Annotated in this window: 17 protein-coding genes and 1 pseudogene; 7 read left to right on the top strand and 11 right to left on the bottom strand. The window is 44.9% G+C overall.

Annotated elements, in window-relative coordinates; all coding sequences use genetic code 11:
- Positions 1-228 precede the first annotated feature (228 nt).
- Entirely contained in the window at positions 229-1,272 is a 1,044-nt protein-coding gene (locus tag MiSe_RS29120) for a tetratricopeptide repeat protein (protein ID WP_226587056.1), read from the bottom strand.
- 318 nt (positions 1,273-1,590) lie between these two features.
- Between MiSe_RS29120 and MiSe_RS29115 the strand changes: the two genes are divergently transcribed.
- Both MiSe_RS29115 and MiSe_RS29110 read left to right on the top strand, forming a co-directional pair.
- Positions 1,591-3,006: an aspartate ammonia-lyase gene (locus tag MiSe_RS29115; RefSeq protein ID WP_226587055.1), complete on the top strand. Its 1,416-nt coding sequence runs from the start codon at positions 1,591-1,593 to the stop codon at positions 3,004-3,006.
- A gap of 337 nt (positions 3,007-3,343) precedes the next feature.
- The gene (locus MiSe_RS29110) at positions 3,344-3,652 is read left to right on the top strand and encodes a hypothetical protein (RefSeq protein ID WP_226587053.1); all 309 of its coding nucleotides are present in this window, start codon (positions 3,344-3,346) and stop codon (positions 3,650-3,652) included.
- 69 nt (positions 3,653-3,721) lie between these two features.
- On the opposite strand, the gene MiSe_RS29105 is transcribed toward MiSe_RS29110, so the two are convergent.
- The 10 genes and pseudogenes from MiSe_RS29105 to MiSe_RS29060 all read right to left on the bottom strand — a co-directional run.
- The gene (locus MiSe_RS29105; protein WP_226587052.1) at positions 3,722-4,492 is read right to left on the bottom strand and encodes a thioesterase II family protein; all 771 of its coding nucleotides are present in this window, start codon (positions 4,490-4,492) and stop codon (positions 3,722-3,724) included.
- A gap of 294 nt (positions 4,493-4,786) precedes the next feature.
- The gene (locus MiSe_RS29100; RefSeq protein WP_226587050.1) at positions 4,787-6,571 is read right to left on the bottom strand and encodes a fatty acyl-AMP ligase; all 1,785 of its coding nucleotides are present in this window, start codon (positions 6,569-6,571) and stop codon (positions 4,787-4,789) included.
- Positions 6,572-6,602: 31 nt separating this feature from the next.
- Complete coding sequence (locus tag MiSe_RS29095; protein ID WP_226587049.1) at positions 6,603-8,018, bottom strand: carotenoid oxygenase family protein; 1,416 nt, start codon at positions 8,016-8,018, stop codon at positions 6,603-6,605.
- Positions 8,019-8,025: 7 nt separating this feature from the next.
- Entirely contained in the window at positions 8,026-9,054 is a 1,029-nt protein-coding gene (locus MiSe_RS29090) for an SAM-dependent methyltransferase (RefSeq protein ID WP_226587046.1), read from the bottom strand.
- Positions 9,055-9,115: 61 nt separating this feature from the next.
- Positions 9,116-9,388, bottom strand: a complete 273-nt coding sequence (locus MiSe_RS29085; protein WP_226587044.1) for an acyl carrier protein — start codon at positions 9,386-9,388, stop codon at positions 9,116-9,118.
- Positions 9,389-9,422: 34 nt separating this feature from the next.
- Complete coding sequence (locus tag MiSe_RS29080; protein ID WP_226587043.1) at positions 9,423-10,310, bottom strand: SAM-dependent methyltransferase; 888 nt, start codon at positions 10,308-10,310, stop codon at positions 9,423-9,425.
- 45 nt (positions 10,311-10,355) lie between these two features.
- Entirely contained in the window at positions 10,356-11,321 is a 966-nt protein-coding gene (locus tag MiSe_RS29075; RefSeq protein WP_226587041.1) for an acyl-CoA desaturase, read from the bottom strand.
- Positions 11,318-12,175 (bottom strand): DUF1365 domain-containing protein, encoded by an 858-nt coding sequence (locus MiSe_RS29070; RefSeq protein WP_226587039.1) that lies wholly within the window; start codon positions 12,173-12,175, stop codon positions 11,318-11,320. The genes MiSe_RS29075 and MiSe_RS29070 overlap by 4 nt, the downstream gene beginning before the upstream one ends.
- A complete protein-coding gene (locus MiSe_RS29065) occupies positions 12,172-13,503 on the bottom strand; it encodes an NAD(P)/FAD-dependent oxidoreductase (protein WP_226587036.1) in 1,332 nt (443 codons plus the stop codon). Before MiSe_RS29065 ends, MiSe_RS29070 begins: the two co-directional genes overlap by 4 nt.
- Positions 13,504-13,769: 266 nt before the next feature.
- A pseudogene (locus MiSe_RS29060) lies at positions 13,770-13,865 on the bottom strand (helix-turn-helix domain-containing protein); the annotation flags it as partial.
- Here MiSe_RS29060 and MiSe_RS51250 point away from each other — a divergent pair.
- The 5 genes from MiSe_RS51250 to panD all read left to right on the top strand — a co-directional run bounded on the left by MiSe_RS51250 (position 13,864) and on the right by panD (position 16,730).
- Positions 13,864-13,995 carry a hypothetical protein gene (locus MiSe_RS51250; protein ID WP_264196717.1) on the top strand — a complete coding sequence of 44 codons (132 nt, stop codon included), beginning with the start codon at positions 13,864-13,866 and terminating at the stop codon, positions 13,993-13,995. The pseudogene MiSe_RS29060 and the gene MiSe_RS51250 overlap by 2 nt on opposite strands.
- A gap of 54 nt (positions 13,996-14,049) precedes the next feature.
- Positions 14,050-15,012 carry an Npun_F2552 family protein gene (locus MiSe_RS29055; RefSeq protein WP_226587032.1) on the top strand — a complete coding sequence of 321 codons (963 nt, stop codon included), beginning with the start codon at positions 14,050-14,052 and terminating at the stop codon, positions 15,010-15,012.
- A gap of 212 nt (positions 15,013-15,224) precedes the next feature.
- Complete coding sequence (locus MiSe_RS29050; protein WP_226587030.1) at positions 15,225-15,410, top strand: TLTLP motif-containing protein; 186 nt, start codon at positions 15,225-15,227, stop codon at positions 15,408-15,410.
- 267 nt (positions 15,411-15,677) lie between these two features.
- Entirely contained in the window at positions 15,678-16,196 is a 519-nt protein-coding gene (locus MiSe_RS29045; protein ID WP_226587028.1) for an inorganic diphosphatase, read from the top strand.
- Between the two features lie 138 nt (positions 16,197-16,334).
- Entirely contained in the window at positions 16,335-16,730 is a 396-nt protein-coding gene (panD, locus tag MiSe_RS29040) for an aspartate 1-decarboxylase (protein ID WP_226587026.1), read from the top strand.
- Positions 16,731-17,006 lie beyond the last annotated feature (276 nt).

Raw genomic sequence — 17,006 nt, 5'->3', positions numbered from 1 at the left:
TAAATCTAAAATAGCTCTAATTATCAGAAATCAATTTGATTTGGGCGTCAGTTCCAAAAAATAGATTAAATTGCTCAATTAACCCGGTTTCTCACCTTTGTTTGAGATTATTGGTAGGGAACATGAGAGAGTACTCGTTTGCTCTAACAATATTAATCATGTTCCCTACAGAACGGCATGAGATAGTACTCGCTTGGTCTAACAATATTAATCGTGCCTTGCCCCTACTTATGGTTCGCAGATACTGGTCAAGGCATTAAACCGTTCATCTTCCCGAATTTTGGTAAAATCAGGGTCAACTTTAGCCATCAAAAGGTATTTTTCAGGCTGGAGATGGATGGCTTTTTGTAGATTTTCAATAGCAAAATCTACCTGGTCTTGCAAGGCATAACAGCAAGCTTTGTTGTAATAAGTATTAGCGTGGTCGGGTTGAATGTGTAGGACTTTATCGTAAGATGCGATCGCTTCGTCGTATCTCCCCAGATGCACCAAGGTCAAACCCCGACTGTACCAAGCCCAATAGTCTTGAGTGTCTAGGGTAACGGCTTGGTCTAAACTAGCGATCGCTCCTGAGTAGTCACCCGCTCTTCTTTGGGAAACGCCTCGGTTATACCAAGCTCTTTGGTAGTCTGGTTTAATTTCCACCGCTTTAGTGAAGCTGGCGACGGCTTTTTCGTTGCGCCCGATGTCAGTTAACAGCAGACCCCGGTTATACCAAGCATTGTAGGCATCCGGGTTAAACTCAATCGCCCGGTCAAAGCTATTGAGGGATTCTTCGTAATTCCCTAGCTGTTTGTGGGCTAAGCCTCTGTTGTACCAAGCCCAGTAGGCGTTAGGTTGCAGTCTCAAACTGCGGTCAAAGCTAGCGATCGCTTCTTTATATTTTCCCAAGTCACATAACGTAATGCCCCGGTTATGCCAAGCATTAGAAGCATCCGGGTTAAATTCAATTGCCCGGTCAAAGCTATTGACTGCCTCGCCGTGGTATCCTAACTTTCCAAGTGCTATGCCTCGGTTGTGCCAAACCCAGCTAATCCCCGGTTGAATCGCTAGGGCGTTATTAAAGCTGGTGAGTGCTTCCTCGTGACGGCCTAAGTGTCCCAGCGCCAAACCCCGCTGACACCATGCGTCATAATAATCTGGTTGTAAGCGCAAGGCTTTGTCGAAAAACTCGATCGCTCCTTCATAGTCTTTTTTATCGATTAATAGCACTCCTTGCTGGCGATAAAATTCCGCTTCGTAACTGATGGGCTGGCTGATGGACTGCGTCATCTTTCTTTGGGCTGATCTTTTGGGTTAGATGCCCAAAACAATAGCACAATTTGATCCCCCCTCTCACTAGGTAAAAACTACCCGATAGGGAAAGCGAGAGTAAGAGGGAAAAGGGAAAAGCCAGAGGGAGAATATTCGTATAAGCCAACTCCCGTGTTTAATAAAATCTTAAAAATTCCAAATAATGTTCAATTTTGCCTTTTAAATAAAAGTTGGAATCAGAACAGCAGGCGCGACTGTGTGCCATCGCTTATAAAATAAGAATCCACCTCTCAACTGCGGCATCGTTTGATTTTGTGGAACCTAAACAATACTGACATGAGTGAACCAACAGGCGCGGACTATCGTATAGAAAAAGATTCGATGGGTGAAAGGCAAATTCCTGCTTCCGCCTACTATGGCATCCAGACGCTGCGGGCAATCGAAAATTTTCCGATCAGCGGAATTAAACCTTTGCCTACCTATGTCGATGCCTGCGTGTTAATCAAAAAAGCCACCGCCATTGCCAACGGCGAACTCGGCTGTATTGACCAAGAGATTAGTAGGGCGATCGCCCGCGCAGCGGATGAAGTCCTGGCGGGGAAGTTTCGCGATCAATTTGTGGTAGATATCTACCAAGCTGGGGCGGGTACATCCCACCACATGAACGTCAACGAAGTGCTGGCAAATCGGGCATTGGAAATTTTGGGGGATGAGAAGGGAAATTACCAGCGCATCAGTCCCAACGACGATGTCAATTACGGTCAGTCTACCAATGATGTGATTCCGACCGCGATTCGGATTGGGGCGCTGTTGGCTTTAGAACACACGCTTTACCCAGCATTGGAAGCGGCGATCGAGGCGGTAGAAAATAAAGCAGTTGAATTCAAAGATATTGTCAAATCCGGCAGAACTCACATGCAAGACGCCGTCCCGGTGCGTCTGGGGGAAAGTTTTCGCGCCTTTGGGCAAATTCTGTCCGACCACATGACTAGAATTGAAACCGCATCTTTGGATTTAACCGTCCTGGGGTTGGGCGGGAGTGCGGCGGGAACCGGGTTAAATACCCATCCTCAGTATCGCGCTCGCGTCGCCAAAATCTTATCCGAACTGATGAACCAAACTTTGCAACCCGCCCCCCACATGATGGCGGCAATGCAGAGTATGGCACCTTTTGTCAATGTTTCCGGTGCTTTACGTAATTTAGCGCAAGATTTGATCAAAATTTCCCACGACTTGCGCTTGATGGATTCTGGACCAAAAACCGGGTTAAAAGAAATTCAACTGCCGCCGGTACAACCAGGATCTTCTATTATGCCGGGTAAATATAATCCGGTAATGGCAGAGATGACCTCGATGGTGTGCTTTCAGGTGATGGGATATGACGCGGCGATCGCAATGGCTGCTTCTGCCGGACAATTAGAACTCAACGTGATGATGCCTCTAATTGCTTATGACCTGATTCACAGCATTGAAATTTTGGGCAATACTATCAACGTGCTAGCTTCGCGCTGCTTGGAAGGGATTGTAGCAAATAGCGATCGCACTCGCGCCTACGCCGAAGGCAGTCTCGCCCTCGTCACCGCCCTCAATACCCACATCGGCTACCTCAACGCCGCCGCCGTGGCGAAAGAATCCCTCGACACCGGCAAATCTCTGCGAGAAATTGTACTTGAGCGAGGTTTAATGAGCCAAGAAGACTTGGCAAAGGTGTTAGACCTAGAAAAAATGAGCGCTATGCCCGGTAATGGGTAATTGTGTAGGGGCGGGTTTCACCAACCATCTATGCAATAATCGACAGTTGATCTAAACCCGCCCTGGTAATGGGTAATCGGTAATTGTGTAGGGGCGGGTTTCACCAACCATCTATGCAATAATCGACAGTTGATCTAAACCCGCCCCCCCCCGTCATACCAAATCCGCTTTCATTATCCCCGTGCAAAGCCAAACGACTCGCATTCGCGGCTACACAAACTCTCGACCGCCTACGCAGTCTATAAGAATAAGGGGGGTTGTTAACCCGGATTTGGTATCAGTTGTAATTTTCTTTAGATCGCGGATCGCAAAGCGTTGACTATGAGGAAGATACCAAATGTACGCTCAAACTAGCGAAACACAAATCACTTTTTACTATCTCGACGGTCATACGGAATCGTTTAGTATTTCTAACCCAGAAGAAACCGCAGAAACTCAGCAGGAACTGCGGCAAGAATTGCGCCGCTGGTTCGAGCATCCTTGGTGGGTTTTCCACCTACCAGACCAAACAGTTTGTGTCAATACTGCCAATGTAATTAAAGTGGAAATCAAACCCGCGATTCCTTACCTGCAAGGCGATAATGTCTTCTCTAATGCCCAGCGCGTAACCGCACTAACTCAATCATCGCGGCGTTCTGCAAGCTAAGCAATTAGTTGGTGACATCCTCCCGACGCTCACCCTAACGGGTGGAGCGCGGGCTTCCCAACCTCACAGTTAGGGGTTCCTACCCGTCAGCTTTTTAGATAAAGCATCAAGAAAACATTTGCGGTTTTCATTGCAGAAAAAATGATTGCCTGGAAATAATTGCAGTTCAAAAGAAGTGCGCGTTTGTTCGCGCCAAGCACTGAGTTGTGATTGACTAACTAAAGCATCTTCTGTGCCTCCAAAAACAGAAATTGGACAATCTAGAGGAGCTTCAGGTGAGTAGGTATAAGTCTTGACAATCCTCATATCCGCGCGAATTGTCGGCAGCAACTTCTGCATCACCCGCTCGTTCTCCAAAAAATCCGGTATTCCTCCAGCAAGACGCAGTTCTTCCATCACCAATGAGTCAAAAACTTCATCAGTCAGATCGGCTATTGGAGTAGCTAACTGGGGAGCGCGGTAAGCAGAAACAAACAGGTGAACTGGGGCGATTTTATTCTGTCTGCGGAGTTCTCGTGCTAAAGCAAAGCTAATCAGTGCCCCCATACTGTGTCCGAAGAAAGCAAACGGAATTTGGTTAAAAGGAAGGACTTGCGCCAAAATCTCAACCAAGGAAAATAGCTGGGTAAACGGTGGTTCTTTCAGGCGGTTTTCCCGTCCTGGTAACTGAACTGGGCAGACTTCTATCTCCGGTGGCAAATCCTTCCCCCAAATGCGAAATGTTGACGCACCTCCTCCACTATAGGGGAAGCAAAACAAGCGCAGTCGGGCTTGGGGATTATTGGGTTGAGAACCAGCAATCCAAATAGAAGTAGGGGTTGGTGCTTGGGTATGGGACATTGGGAATTAGAAATTAGCTGTTTTTTCACCTAAAGAATACAAAACTTACGCATCGTTTTGCGTAAGTTCTGGAATATTGAGATCTGGGAAAGCTCTCAGCCGGAAACGTACAACTCCTAAAACCGTTGCTCAATAGGGAAATGAGTGAGAAAAAGCTATTTGAGCCGTAATCTTTGGGTACATAAAATGCTCCTAAAGGATATATAGATGAAAGCTTTCATCAACTTCAATATCACCAAGTGCGATCGAAGAAAATCGGACATTAGCGGTTGTAACAGCCGCCAATATTTTAAATCATGATTTATTTTCTCCCAATACATCCAATGTGTTTGCTAAGAATCCATTTCGGCAGGCATGACGCTGTATTTTACCGCTGGAGGTTTTCGGGATACCCCCCGGTTTGAGCAACTGTACGGCATAGACTTGCAGGTCGTGGTGGGTGGCGATCGCCCTGCGAATCCCCTTTACCAAGGCATCCACTTCGCCCCAATAACGGCGTTCTACCTCTGCAACGACGACTAACCGTTCTTGACTGGCGACATCGACGGAAAAAGCCCCTGCTAGTTTTAATGCTGGGTGGCTTTGTTCTACCGTCAGTTCGATATCTTGCGGGTAATGATTGCGACCGTCTGCGATAATCATATCTTTCAGACGACCTGTAACGAACAGTTCGCCATCCTGCAAGAATCCCAAATCACCCGTGCGTAAAAATGGGCCTTCGCCCGTATCTGCCAAAGTTGCCTGGAAAGTCTGCGCTGTCTCTTCTGGTTTATTCCAGTAACCTCCCGCAACACTAGGACTGGTCACCCAAATTTCTCCAATTTGACCCGGTGGACGCAAAGTTAAAGAGTCGGGGTCAGCGATCGCTATTTTCTGGTGTAACCAGCTTTGACCGCAACCCACAAGCGTTCGAGTTCCTTCATTTTTGACAGAGGCGGGGATTGCCTTGTTTTCCTCTAAATCTGCGGCTGAAACCGTACAATAAGTGGGAGGTGCTGTTTTTAAACCTCCCGAAACAAATAACGTCGCTTCCGCCATGCCGTAGCACGGATAAAATGCTTCGGATCGGAAGCCACAAGATGCAAATGTGGTGGCAAAACGTTTCAAAGTTTCCGATCTAATGGGTTCTGCACCGTTAAAAGCTAAATCCCAGCAACTTAGGTCTAGGGTTTCTCGCTGTTCGGAAGTAATTTTATTGACACACAATTCATAAGCAAAATTGGGGCCGCCGCTGGTGGTAGCTTTGTAGTGAGAAATGGCTTGCAACCAGCGGATAGGCTTCTGTAAAAAAGCCATCGGCGACATTAGGGTGACGGGAAAGCCTCCGTATAGTGGCTGTAGCACTCCGCCAATTAAGCCCATATCGTGATAGAGAGGCAACCAAATGACCACTTGACTGTGAGGCGAATGCTCAAAACAGCGATAAATCAGGCCCAAGTTGTGCAGCAGGTTGCCGTGACTCACCATCACGCCCTTGGGAGTTCCCGTAGAGCCAGAGGTATATTGGAGAAAAGCCAGAGAGTTGCGGGTTAGCAAAGGTTCTTGCCACGCTTTTTCTGAGTCGGTGTCGATGATGTCCGTGGCTAACCACTGCAGCGATTTTAAATCGGGAGCTTCGGCAAAATATCGCTCTGCATTCGCCAAGATAGAGGAAGTGGCGAGTGCGACGGTTGCTCCAGCGTCGGCGACAATTGCTTGCAGGCGAGATATGGAACGGTTGGCGCGAGGTGGATAAGCGGGGACGGGGATGACGCCAGCGTACAGGCATCCGAAAAAGGCAGCAATGTATTCCAACCCGGGCGGATAGAGCAGCAAAGCACGCGCAGCGCAAACGCTCTGCGTCTTCTCATTAGGGAAGCGCTCTCCGAGTGAATTACCAACAGCACTGCAAGTCTGTAAGCGAGCAGCAATTGAGCGCGCCTGCCGATCGAGTTCTCCATAGGTTAGATGGATTTCTTGCGTTTCGCCATCCACTAAAAAAGTGTAGGCACGGGAGTTTGGTTGATTTTCCGCTCTCCAACGTAGAAGTTCTACTAATGTAATGAATTTTTCCCCAAGTTCTAAGTAGCTACTATTCATGCTATTTGTTGATAGTTTGAACTAACCTGTGCTACTTACTCAGATGAAGTTGCGCTTCCGAAACCCAGTGACAGTGGAACCCATTCGGCACTCGTTGGGGCATCAGTATTCGCGCCACTGGGCCTGCTTGAATATTGCGGGCATCAAGTATTGCCAGTTCTGAATTTTTTGAATCTTCGTTATAAACATAAGTTATTAGCCAACCGTCATCTTCAGCAGTGCCCGTTACATTGGGAGCAAATACTGACGCAACGTTATAGCAACCAGAAGCAAACTCATAGGTCTGAGATTCGCCACGAATAAAGTCATATTTAATTAACCCATTAAACGAATATTCACGATCGGTGGCGATTTTAGACATATAGCCGTATTGGTTTTTTCTCCCGTGCCGCCGTTCATTAATAACCGGATATTCGGCGGGAACATCGTCTAGCATTTTCTCTCGCCATTCCCCTGTCCGAAGGTTAAATCGCCACTCATAAAGTTGGGGTTGTCCGCCATAAAAAATAGGTTCGCCTACTGTAGTAGAAATTCCCATTGCACTAACACGAGTAGCAATCATTACTATTTCATCCCCCTCCTCGTAAGCATTTAAGGTGTGGGGAATATAGAAGGCTGGCCCTTCAAACCAGCGGATGCTGTCGCTATCACCGTATCGCTTAAAGATCCCAATGCGACTGGGCAGATTGCTTCGGAAACTATGCCACGGTTCTCCTGCACTCACTCGCTGAGGAGAAGGATTTAAAGTCAGGGGCAAGTCCAAAATAATTGTGTAATTTTCTGTAATGGCAAAGTCGTGCATCATCACAGGTCTTGGCAGATCGATTGGTACCGTTTTTAATAATTCGCCATTGGCTGAAATAATACTGTATTTGAGATAGGGTTTCTGCCACATCGAGTACCCAATGACCATCATTTCTTCAGTTTCAGGATCTATCTTGGGATGGGCGCAGAGGGGATGTGTTAACTTCCCATTGTAATCGTAAGAACCAATTGTTTCTAAATCAGGAACTGTTAGGATATAAGGCTCTTGACCTTCACATAGTGCCAACAGCTTTCCCGCGTGCCAGATCGGAGTCGTGTTGGCAGTATTTTTAAAGACGCTAAATCGACTGGGAGGTAGGTTGTTCTTTTGCAAGGGTTCTAAACACCCTGTCCAAATCGCCTGACCCGCTTCTCGCTCCTTTTCAAATGCCTTAGTTCGCACATAGCGATTGCGATAGGAGGCTTTTCCGTTGCTAAAAAGTACACCGTGAACCATGCCATCCCCATCAAACCAATGATATCGACCAATAGGAGGAAATTGGGGATTTGGTCCACTGCGTAAAAACAGCCCTGAAAAGTTAGAAGGAAGTTCACCTATTATTTGCAGGTTTTCGGCGGTAATTTCTTCCTTGACGGGGGCAAAATTACCGCTCAGATATGGATTGATTATGCTGGTAGTCATTGTGTCCTCATTTATTTTTTTCAAATAGATAGTGGGAAACCATCCACTCTTGACCCGATTTGTAGCCAAATGATTCAGAACAGGTCATAAAAAATAATCGCCACATAACGAACATCTTTAATGCCTTTTCTGTACTATAGGTCTTTGAAAATAAATCGAGAATCTTGCCCCTATTCTGATCTTGATTTTCTAACCATGCATCGCTAGTTTTTTGATAGTGTACTCCGCTCACTCTCCAGTGATTTTTGATCCAAATATCTTTGGCAAAGTAAAGAAGTAGATTGTCGGACGGCATGATGCCCCCGGTAAAAAAATATTCTGCCGTCCAATTATTTTCAAAATAGTAGGCATACTTTAGGTGTGTAAAAATATGCACAAAAAGCAGTCCATCTGGTTTTATCCAAGAGGCAACTTTAGCTAAAAGTTGTTCGTAGTTTCGTATATGTTCAAACATTTCGATGGAAACGATCCGATCGAAAGTTGCGGAAGTATCAAACTGTGAAATATCTCCCGTGATAATATTAAGATTTTTCAATCCGTGCAAATCTTTTTGAGAGTCAATAAATTCCTTTTGCGTGCTAGAATTGGATAATCCCGTAATTTTGCTATTAGGATATTTTTCGGCTAAATAAAGAGAAAGGGAACCCCAACCACATCCCAGGTCGAGGATTTCTTGACCGTCGGCTATTTGAGCGCGATCGCAAATTAACTGGAGCATCGCCTCTTCTGCTTCGTCAAGCGAAGAGACGCCTTCTGGCCAATAACAAGCACTATACTTGAGCCTCTTACCCAATACCAACTGAAAGAATTCAGCCGGAACCTCGTAATGCTGCTGATTAGCATCGGCTGTATTAACGGCGATTGGGCTTTCTTTGAGTGAGCCAACAAATTCTAGTAATTTGTTGCATTGAGTTGACACATCATCCTTGTCTTTTTCTGCCAGAATTTTGGCCAATCCGTAGCGAATGATATTTCGGATCGCGCGATCGCTGACTTCCCCTCTCTCTATCTTTTCTAAACCAATGACAAAATCCACCTACACACCCTCACAATTTTAAATTTGATATTGACGGAAGCAATTTGATGAAATGCCGAATTCATTGCGTTATTGTTTCAGCCAAATATTCAGACAACTTCTGAATTGAAGGATATTCCCAAGCTAAGCTTGGTTCCAGAGTCATTCCCAGCCAATCTTCTAATTCACCAGTGAGAATAACCGCTTGTCGCGAACTGACTCCTAAATTAACAAACTCCTCTTTAAGAGCAATTTTGCTGGCTTCAATCTCCAGTTCTTTTGAGAGCCAGGATATTAACCACTCTTGAATCTCTGCCGCACTTCTATTTTCTGGTTTTGTCTTTTGCTTACTCATTTTTCCTCCTGATTTTTTGTGATTTGACATTAGTTTAATGCTGGCCACGAGGCTTATCAATTCGGCGAAAAGCAATGCGATACAAGTCGCAGGTACCTATCTCAAACATATAAGCGGAAAGTCGCAAGTAACGTTCAAAACGAACAACAACTTGTTCGCCTACCACCCCTAGAGCATCAGCGCGATTTTCCTTTAGATTAGCCAGCCAAGTTTTGAGAGTTCTGACATAGTGATGTCGGTCGTTTCGCAAAACCACTATTTCAAAAAGACGGTCTACCGCTTCGGCAATTTCAGCCAACTTAGGCAAATCTGATTCGGGAAATATCTCAGTGGCGATAAATTCATCAAAATCTTCCGGACCAGAATTTCCATAAGCAATCGTTTGCAAAGATATCCACCCCCCAGGCTTTAACCATTCATGGCATTTAGAAAAAAATGTCCGGTAAACGTACATTTTTTCTTCTCTAGATAAACGTAATTTAGCAAAAGCTTCAAACGCTTCGATAGAAATAATAGAGTCGTAGGGTTCCACTGGAGAATGGTCAGCCCAACTTTCTAAGAAAACCTGTATTTTGGGGTTGTTAAAGTGTGAAGTCCATTTTACTTGACTCGGGCTCAAGGTTAAACCAACGGCACATTCAACTTGATGAGCCTCTACCATTCGTCGCAGCGCCCCGCCCCAACCGCATCCGACATCTAGTACTCTTTTAGACCCTCGAACTTTTGCATTATTAGCGTGAAGATCGATTTTTCGCAATTGTGCTGTTTCTAGCGATTCATTTTCATCTGTTTCCTCCCAACTCGCACAAGTATAAGTCATGGTCGGGTCGAGCCAAAGGCGATAAAAATCGTTGCTAACATCGTAATGATGTGCGATCGCCTCTGGTGATGCACTCAGAGCTTGCAATGGCGTTTGGTTCATAACTTCTCGTTCATATTTTACAACAACCTCTCTCGTTTAGATTTTTCAATCAACTGATGAACAGCGCTCTATTGCTAATTTTGATTTTTTAGCTGTTAACAAACACGCATTAGGCAGATTCACATTTGACACCCAACCCAATTTTTCTAAAACATAGATCAGCCAATAAGTAACGTCAGCCTGCCACCATTCAATCCCGTGCCTTGCCGAAGTTTGGAAAGCATGATGGTTATTATGCCATCCCTCGCCAAAAGCCAGCAAAGCGCAAATCAAATTATTTGTACTGTCATCTTTAGTTTCGTAAGGGCGAGAGCCAAATGAGTGACAGATTGAGTTAATACTCCAGGTTGCGTGATGTACTAAAAACATTCGGACAAACCCTCCCCATAGCAATCCAGAGATTGCGCCCTGCCATGAATGGCTGAGAAAGCCTCCCAGGATTGCCGGAATTAAAAAACCTAAAAAAATCCACAAAAAATACCACTGATTGACTTTAAAAATCAAGTTGTCTCGCAGCAAATCAGGCACATATTTTACCCAATTTTCATTATTATGATTAAACATCCATGCAATATGCGCGTGCCACAAACCGAGGAACTTTCCCCAAATTCCTTCGCCACCAGCATTGGGTGAATGAGGATCGTCTGAATCATCGCTCCATGCGTGATGTCGGCGATGACAAGCTGTCCAAAACAGCACCGGACCTTGTGCCGCCATTGACCCCGCAATTCCCAGCAGCACTTGAATTGTTTTTCCTGTTTTAAAGCTGCTATGGGTAAATAAACGGTGAAAACCAGCAGTAATGCCCAAAGTAGTAATGGCATACATGATGAGAAAAAGCCCGATGTCCACTAAGCTAATTCCATATACCCACATCCAAACAAGGGCAGCGATCGTACCAATAAAAGGAATGACTACGACACCAAGTGCAATTCGCTGTTCTAATTGTTGCGCTCCATTAAGTCTAGCTCGCGCTCCCAGTTTTTGACTAACTGATTCTGAAACCATCATTTTTTACCCCTGGAAAATTGTCGATAAATTTTGTATTTGAAAGAAGTTATAGATCGCTCTATTCGCTGAATCGCCGAAGGAGGAGCAGTCCGAATAGTCATTTCACTTGATGGCTTTGGTTTGAGAACAGGGTTTAAGCCTTTCCAATACCTTAAAACTAGAGCTTGCCAGGTAATGCGCGGCATCGCTAAAGCTGCCGACATAGGATATCGCACTAGAGTGCGGATCAGGTTTTCTGAATTCAGAGGAATAGCTTTTCCCCATATCCGAGAAACAAACACTTCACGCTCGTCGCGCAAAATATTGATGCGAATATCTATTAGCTCATCGATTTCTGAAAAATGAAACTCATAATCTCCTTTAAGATCGTTAAATGGCGATACATAGAATTCTTTGGAAACCCTATATCTCGCTTGAAACCCGGGGCGAGGTTGCTCTGGGCAATCGAGAATATATAAATGCTTTTCACCGTAAGTATTGTTGATTTCCGCCACCGTACACCGCAGAGAGCCATCTTGGCGATAGCAATAAAAAAAGCTTATGGGGTTAAAAACATAGTTAAAGTATCTTGCTACCGTTACAAGTTTTATTGAATAAATGTCATCACTGCACCCTTTTTTGTTCAAAAATGATATGAGTTTTACTTGAATACTTTCTTCGCCATTCCCTAAATAATCTTTATCATGTATTGCAATAGGTCTTACCTGATTGTAACCAAACATTATCAAATTTTTATTTAATTTTGATAATTCTGATAAATCAAATTCAAAAAAATATACTGGATAAACAAAACTATGTTTAACTGGCTCAAGACGAGTGTGCATCAAGTGTCCTACATAAATTCTAGAAGTCATAGATCCACTCCAAATGCACGAGCTACAGCGACTCCCGATTTCACTGCATCTTCGTGAAATCCATAGCCAAAATAGCTGCCACAGAAATAAGTTCTTCTAGTTCCGTTTAATTCCGCTAATTCCTTCTGCGATGCAATTGATTCAAAACTGTAAGTTGGATGGGTAAATTCAAGTTCTCGGATAATATGTTTTTGAGCAATGGGCTTGTGGCGATTCAAAGTCAGAAAATACTGTTTTTCAGTCTTATTATGTCCTTGTAAGCGATTCAAATGATAAGTCATAGACAAGGAAGACATATCGGCTGTTTCTGCTTCTTGTGTATAATTCCACGAAGCCCAGGACGTTCGATCGGGAGGCATTACTGATTCATCGGTATGAAGAATTGCCTGATTAACTTGATACTTCCAAGCTCCGAGAAGACGGCATTCGTCTTCTGATGGATCTGAAAGCAGACTTAAAGCTTCATCTGCATGAGTGGCGATAATAACGCCATCAAATTTTTTCTCTTCTTGGCTCCCACTTTTTATCAATATGCCATCCCCTTCTCGTACAATATATTTGATGGTATAATGGCTATTTACAGAACCTTTAAAATTTTTAACTATAGCTTCTACATAAGTTTTGCTTCCTCCTTTAATATGCTGCCATTGAGGGCCTTCTTGAAGAGAAAGCATTCCGTGGTTTTCAAAAAAACGGATAAATACATCGGCGGGAAATTCTAACATGGACTGCGGTGAAGTAGACCATATTGCTGCTCCCATAGGAATCACATAAGATTCGATAAAAAATCGAGATAACTCTTTTATTTGCAGGTATTGTCCGAGAGTAAGATTAGCTAATTCTCCCTCTTTAAGGTCTTTAGAAGCTTGTTGGCAAAATTTTAAAATTTCTTTGAGTAAATTTAAAAAAGCTGGATTCGGAGTTTGTTTTACCCCTACAGATTTTTCATTGAATCGCTTGGCAAAATCATTGTTTTTATTCCAGTTTATGGCATACTGGGTATTTGATTTGTCTGAATAATAGCTGAACGACATTTCACTATCGATAATTTCGTCAACATCCAGGAGAGACAATAGTTTGTGAAGCGTCGGATAGTTGCGATTGTTGAGAACCATGAAACCCACATCTAACGGAGTGCCAGCATCTGGGCCATCTTCGACGATTATTGTGTGGGCGTGTCCCCCAAAATGGCTGCCTTTTTCAAAAATAGTAACCTGATGCTTGCGTTGGAGTAGATAGGCAGCTGTTAACCCTGCTGCTCCCGCTCCAATAATTGCAATCTGATATCGCGCTGATTCGTTAATTGGAAGTTGATTGGCTGTTATCATAACACTTTAGTGTTAATTTTGATATTAAATACGGCTACTTTTTAAACTCAGAACCAAATGTGAGAATTTTCAAGCTCAATTGGCATTCCTTTCATTCCTTTTGCGAACTTTATAGCAGACTCAGCCATAATGCAGTGATCTTGATCGCTCCTTTTGGCAATTTTATAGCAGACTCAGCCATAATGCAATGATCAAGATCGCTCCGATGTTCGGTTCTTCCGTACTTAGGGCTTGCTCAGAATTACTTTGAGTTCGCGCAAAGCTTAGTTGTAAACGCCTTTGCACGTCTGGAGCCACTCCAGCAGCTCAGTTTGCTGTGTGGCATCTGGATAAATTCGGTAGGTGTAGTTCATGGTCAGCATGACTATTTTTTACTACAGGCTATACCTGCTGGTAAATGCTTGTCTCATCCCCACCCTTGGGGAATCTACTTTTCAAGCAGAGTCCATGTATCCCGACGCTGACCTTTCAGGTACAGCGCGGGAATTATAGCCCCCCGAACCCCCCATTGGTTAAACTAAACCAAAAATTAACAACTAATCGCCCATGCAACCAGCTGTTAGCTTAATTCGCGCCAACTCTTACGACCTCGAATTATTGCAGTCATCTCTGGAAACTTTACTGGAACCTTTGGGCGGACTAGGAGCGATCGCCAAAAAAGGCGATCGCGTCCTGCTTAAACCCAATTTACTCACAGGTGCCCGCCCCGGTAAAGAATGTACCACCCGCCCGGAAATTGTTTACTGTGTCGCCAAAATGGTGCAAGCAGTCGGCGGTAAACCGTTTATGGGGGATGGTCCCGCTTTTGGCAGCGCCCGGGGTGTCGCAGAAGCAAATGGCTATAAACCGATTCTGGAAGCACTGAATTTGCCCGTTGTCGAATTCCACGGCAGTCGCTACCAAACTATCAGCGATGAATTTAACCACCTGCTACTTAGTAAAGAAGCGATGGAAGCAGATGTGGTAATTAATCTGCCCAAGGTGAAATCCCACGTCCAGCTAACCCTGACAATGGGTACTAAAAATTTGTTTGGTTGCGTCCCCGGTAAGATGAAAGCTTGGTGGCACATGGAAGCTGGCAAGGATAGCGCCCGTTTCGCTCAAATGCTGGTGGAAACTGCCAGGGCGATTAACCCAGATCTAACTATCCTAGATGGTATTATCGGTCACGAAGGTAACGGCCCCAGCGGCGGCGAACCTCGCCCCTTGGGAATTTTGGGCGCATCTACGGATGTATTTGCCTTAGATCGAGCGATAGTAGAAATTTTGCATGTAGACCCCCTCGTCGTGCCTACCGTCGCCGCATCCCTGCGATTGGGACTATGTTCTGATGTTAAGGCGATTGACTTTCCCTACCTGGGACCGGAAGATCTCAAAGTGCTGGATTGGAAACTGCCCGAAAAGCTCCTACCAATTGATTTTGGCTTGCCCCGCGTTGTCCAGTCTACCTTTAAGCATCTCTATATCCGATTGATTAAAGAACCCCTGAGTGCTTACTCCGGTAGGTAGTTGAAAGATATCAAAACTATCAACAGTCGAAGCGCAGCTTTCTACCCTGCGCGAAATCTATCTTTAGATAGATTTGGTTGAAACTGTTGCTGCGAGTACAGCCGTACCGGAACGAATCGCTAAAATGGATCGATAGTCGAGGGTAGATCGTGCCCTCGCCTTTTCGGTTAAACCGAATTACTAGATCGGTTAGGAAAGCATCTACTATTGGTATGGAATCAACTGAATCGTCTGCTCATTCGTCAGACAAACCTCCCCAGGGACTCGCAGACCTAGTAGGAACTGCGATCGCTCTGCTAACGCTAACAATACCGCTGTATGCGATCGCTCGCTACTCTTCAAACAGCGTCGAGGTTATGCAACAAGTCACTTATCCCTTACCCGAAGCGCCAGAATGATATGAAATTAAGGTAGGTGGGCCCAAGTGCAGGTCGGCAGGTGTGCAGGTGTGCAGAGGGGAATTTGAATGTACATTCTCCTGCATCTCCCCTGCTCCCCTGCTCATCTGGTCACACGCTCACCTGCTTACCCGCTCAAACTGCCGAGGGCTAAAATTCTTCTGAGTTTGCACCCATTCCTCTAGAATGCTACACGGGGGTTGTCGAGATTCGCCGTTTGGTGAGGCTCGTCAATTCCCCATCTGCCGTTAGCTTAGGAGTTCCATTGTGGACTTATCGCGCATTCCTCCCCAACCAAAACCCGGTTTGATTAACGTTTTAGTCGAAATTACCGCCGGGAGTAAGAACAAGTACGAGTTTGACAAAGACTTGCAAGCTTTTGCTTTAGACCGCGTACTCTATGCCTCGGTACAATATCCCTATGACTATGGGTTTGTACCCAACACCCTCGCCGACGACGGCGATCCCCTCGACGGGATGGTAATGATGGATCAACCCACGTTTCCAGGATGCGTGATTGCAGCGCGACCTATCGGCATGTTAGAGATGATCGATGGAGGCGATCGCGATGAGAAAATTCTCTGCGTCCCTGATAAAGACCCGCGTTACGCTAAAATAAAATCTCTCTCAGATGTCCCACCCCACCGCTTGGACGAGATTGCAGAATTTTTCAAGACCTATAAAAATCTAGAAAAGAAAGCGGTTGAAATCCTGGGGTGGCAAGATGTGGATAAGGTGATGCCCCTAGTTGAACAGTGCATCAAAGCTGGTAGCGAAAAAGGCTGAAATTCAAATTCAGCAACAACCTAAACGGGTAGGCGCTATTTCAGATTGCAGATTTCAGATGGCAAATCTGCAATCGAACATAAAAATAATTTTAAATCTAAAATATGCAATTCTTCAATCTGAAATCTGAAATTAATTATGCAGCGAACGCTCCTTGCAGCTAAAATTCACAGATGCACGCTCACGGCATCAAATCTGAATTACATGGGCAGTATCAGCATCGATGAAACGCTTTTAGATGCTGCCGGAATTTTACCTTACGAGCAGGTACAAGTAGTTAACGTTGCTAACGGTGAGCGTTTTATTACCTACGCGATAGTCGCCCCACCAAACTCAGGCGCGATCGAACTCAACGGCGCCGCCGCTAGACTGGGAATGGCAGGCGATCGCTTGATTATTATGACCTACGCTCAGTTTACAGCAGAAGAAGTAAAAAACTATTCTCCCACTGTCGTTATTGTAGACGATAAAAACCGGATTCTAGAAGTGCGGCGCTATAACGATGAGTTGTTTAAACATTCTATCGTAATTTGATTAAATCTATTTGATCGTCTGTAGGGACACGGCATTTGACAATTTTGGGACGCCGTGTCCCCAGCAACGCGTTAATCTGTTTGATCGTCTGTAGGGACACGGCATTTGACAATTTTGGGACGCCGTGTCCCTACCAACGCGTTAATCTATTTGATCGTCTGTAGGGACACGGCATTTGACAATTTTGGGACGCCGTGTCCCTACCAACGCGTTAATCTATTTGATCGTCTGTAGGGACACGGCATTTGACAATTTTGGGACGCCGTGTCCCTACCA

Origin of the sequence: Microseira wollei NIES-4236, assembly GCF_020521235.1 — a bacterium.
GTDB classification, from domain to species: Bacteria; Cyanobacteriota; Cyanobacteriia; order Cyanobacteriales; family Aerosakkonemataceae; genus Microseira; species Microseira wollei.
The sequence above is the reverse complement of the archived record's forward strand: the minus strand, read 5'-3'. Positions and strand labels throughout refer to the sequence as shown.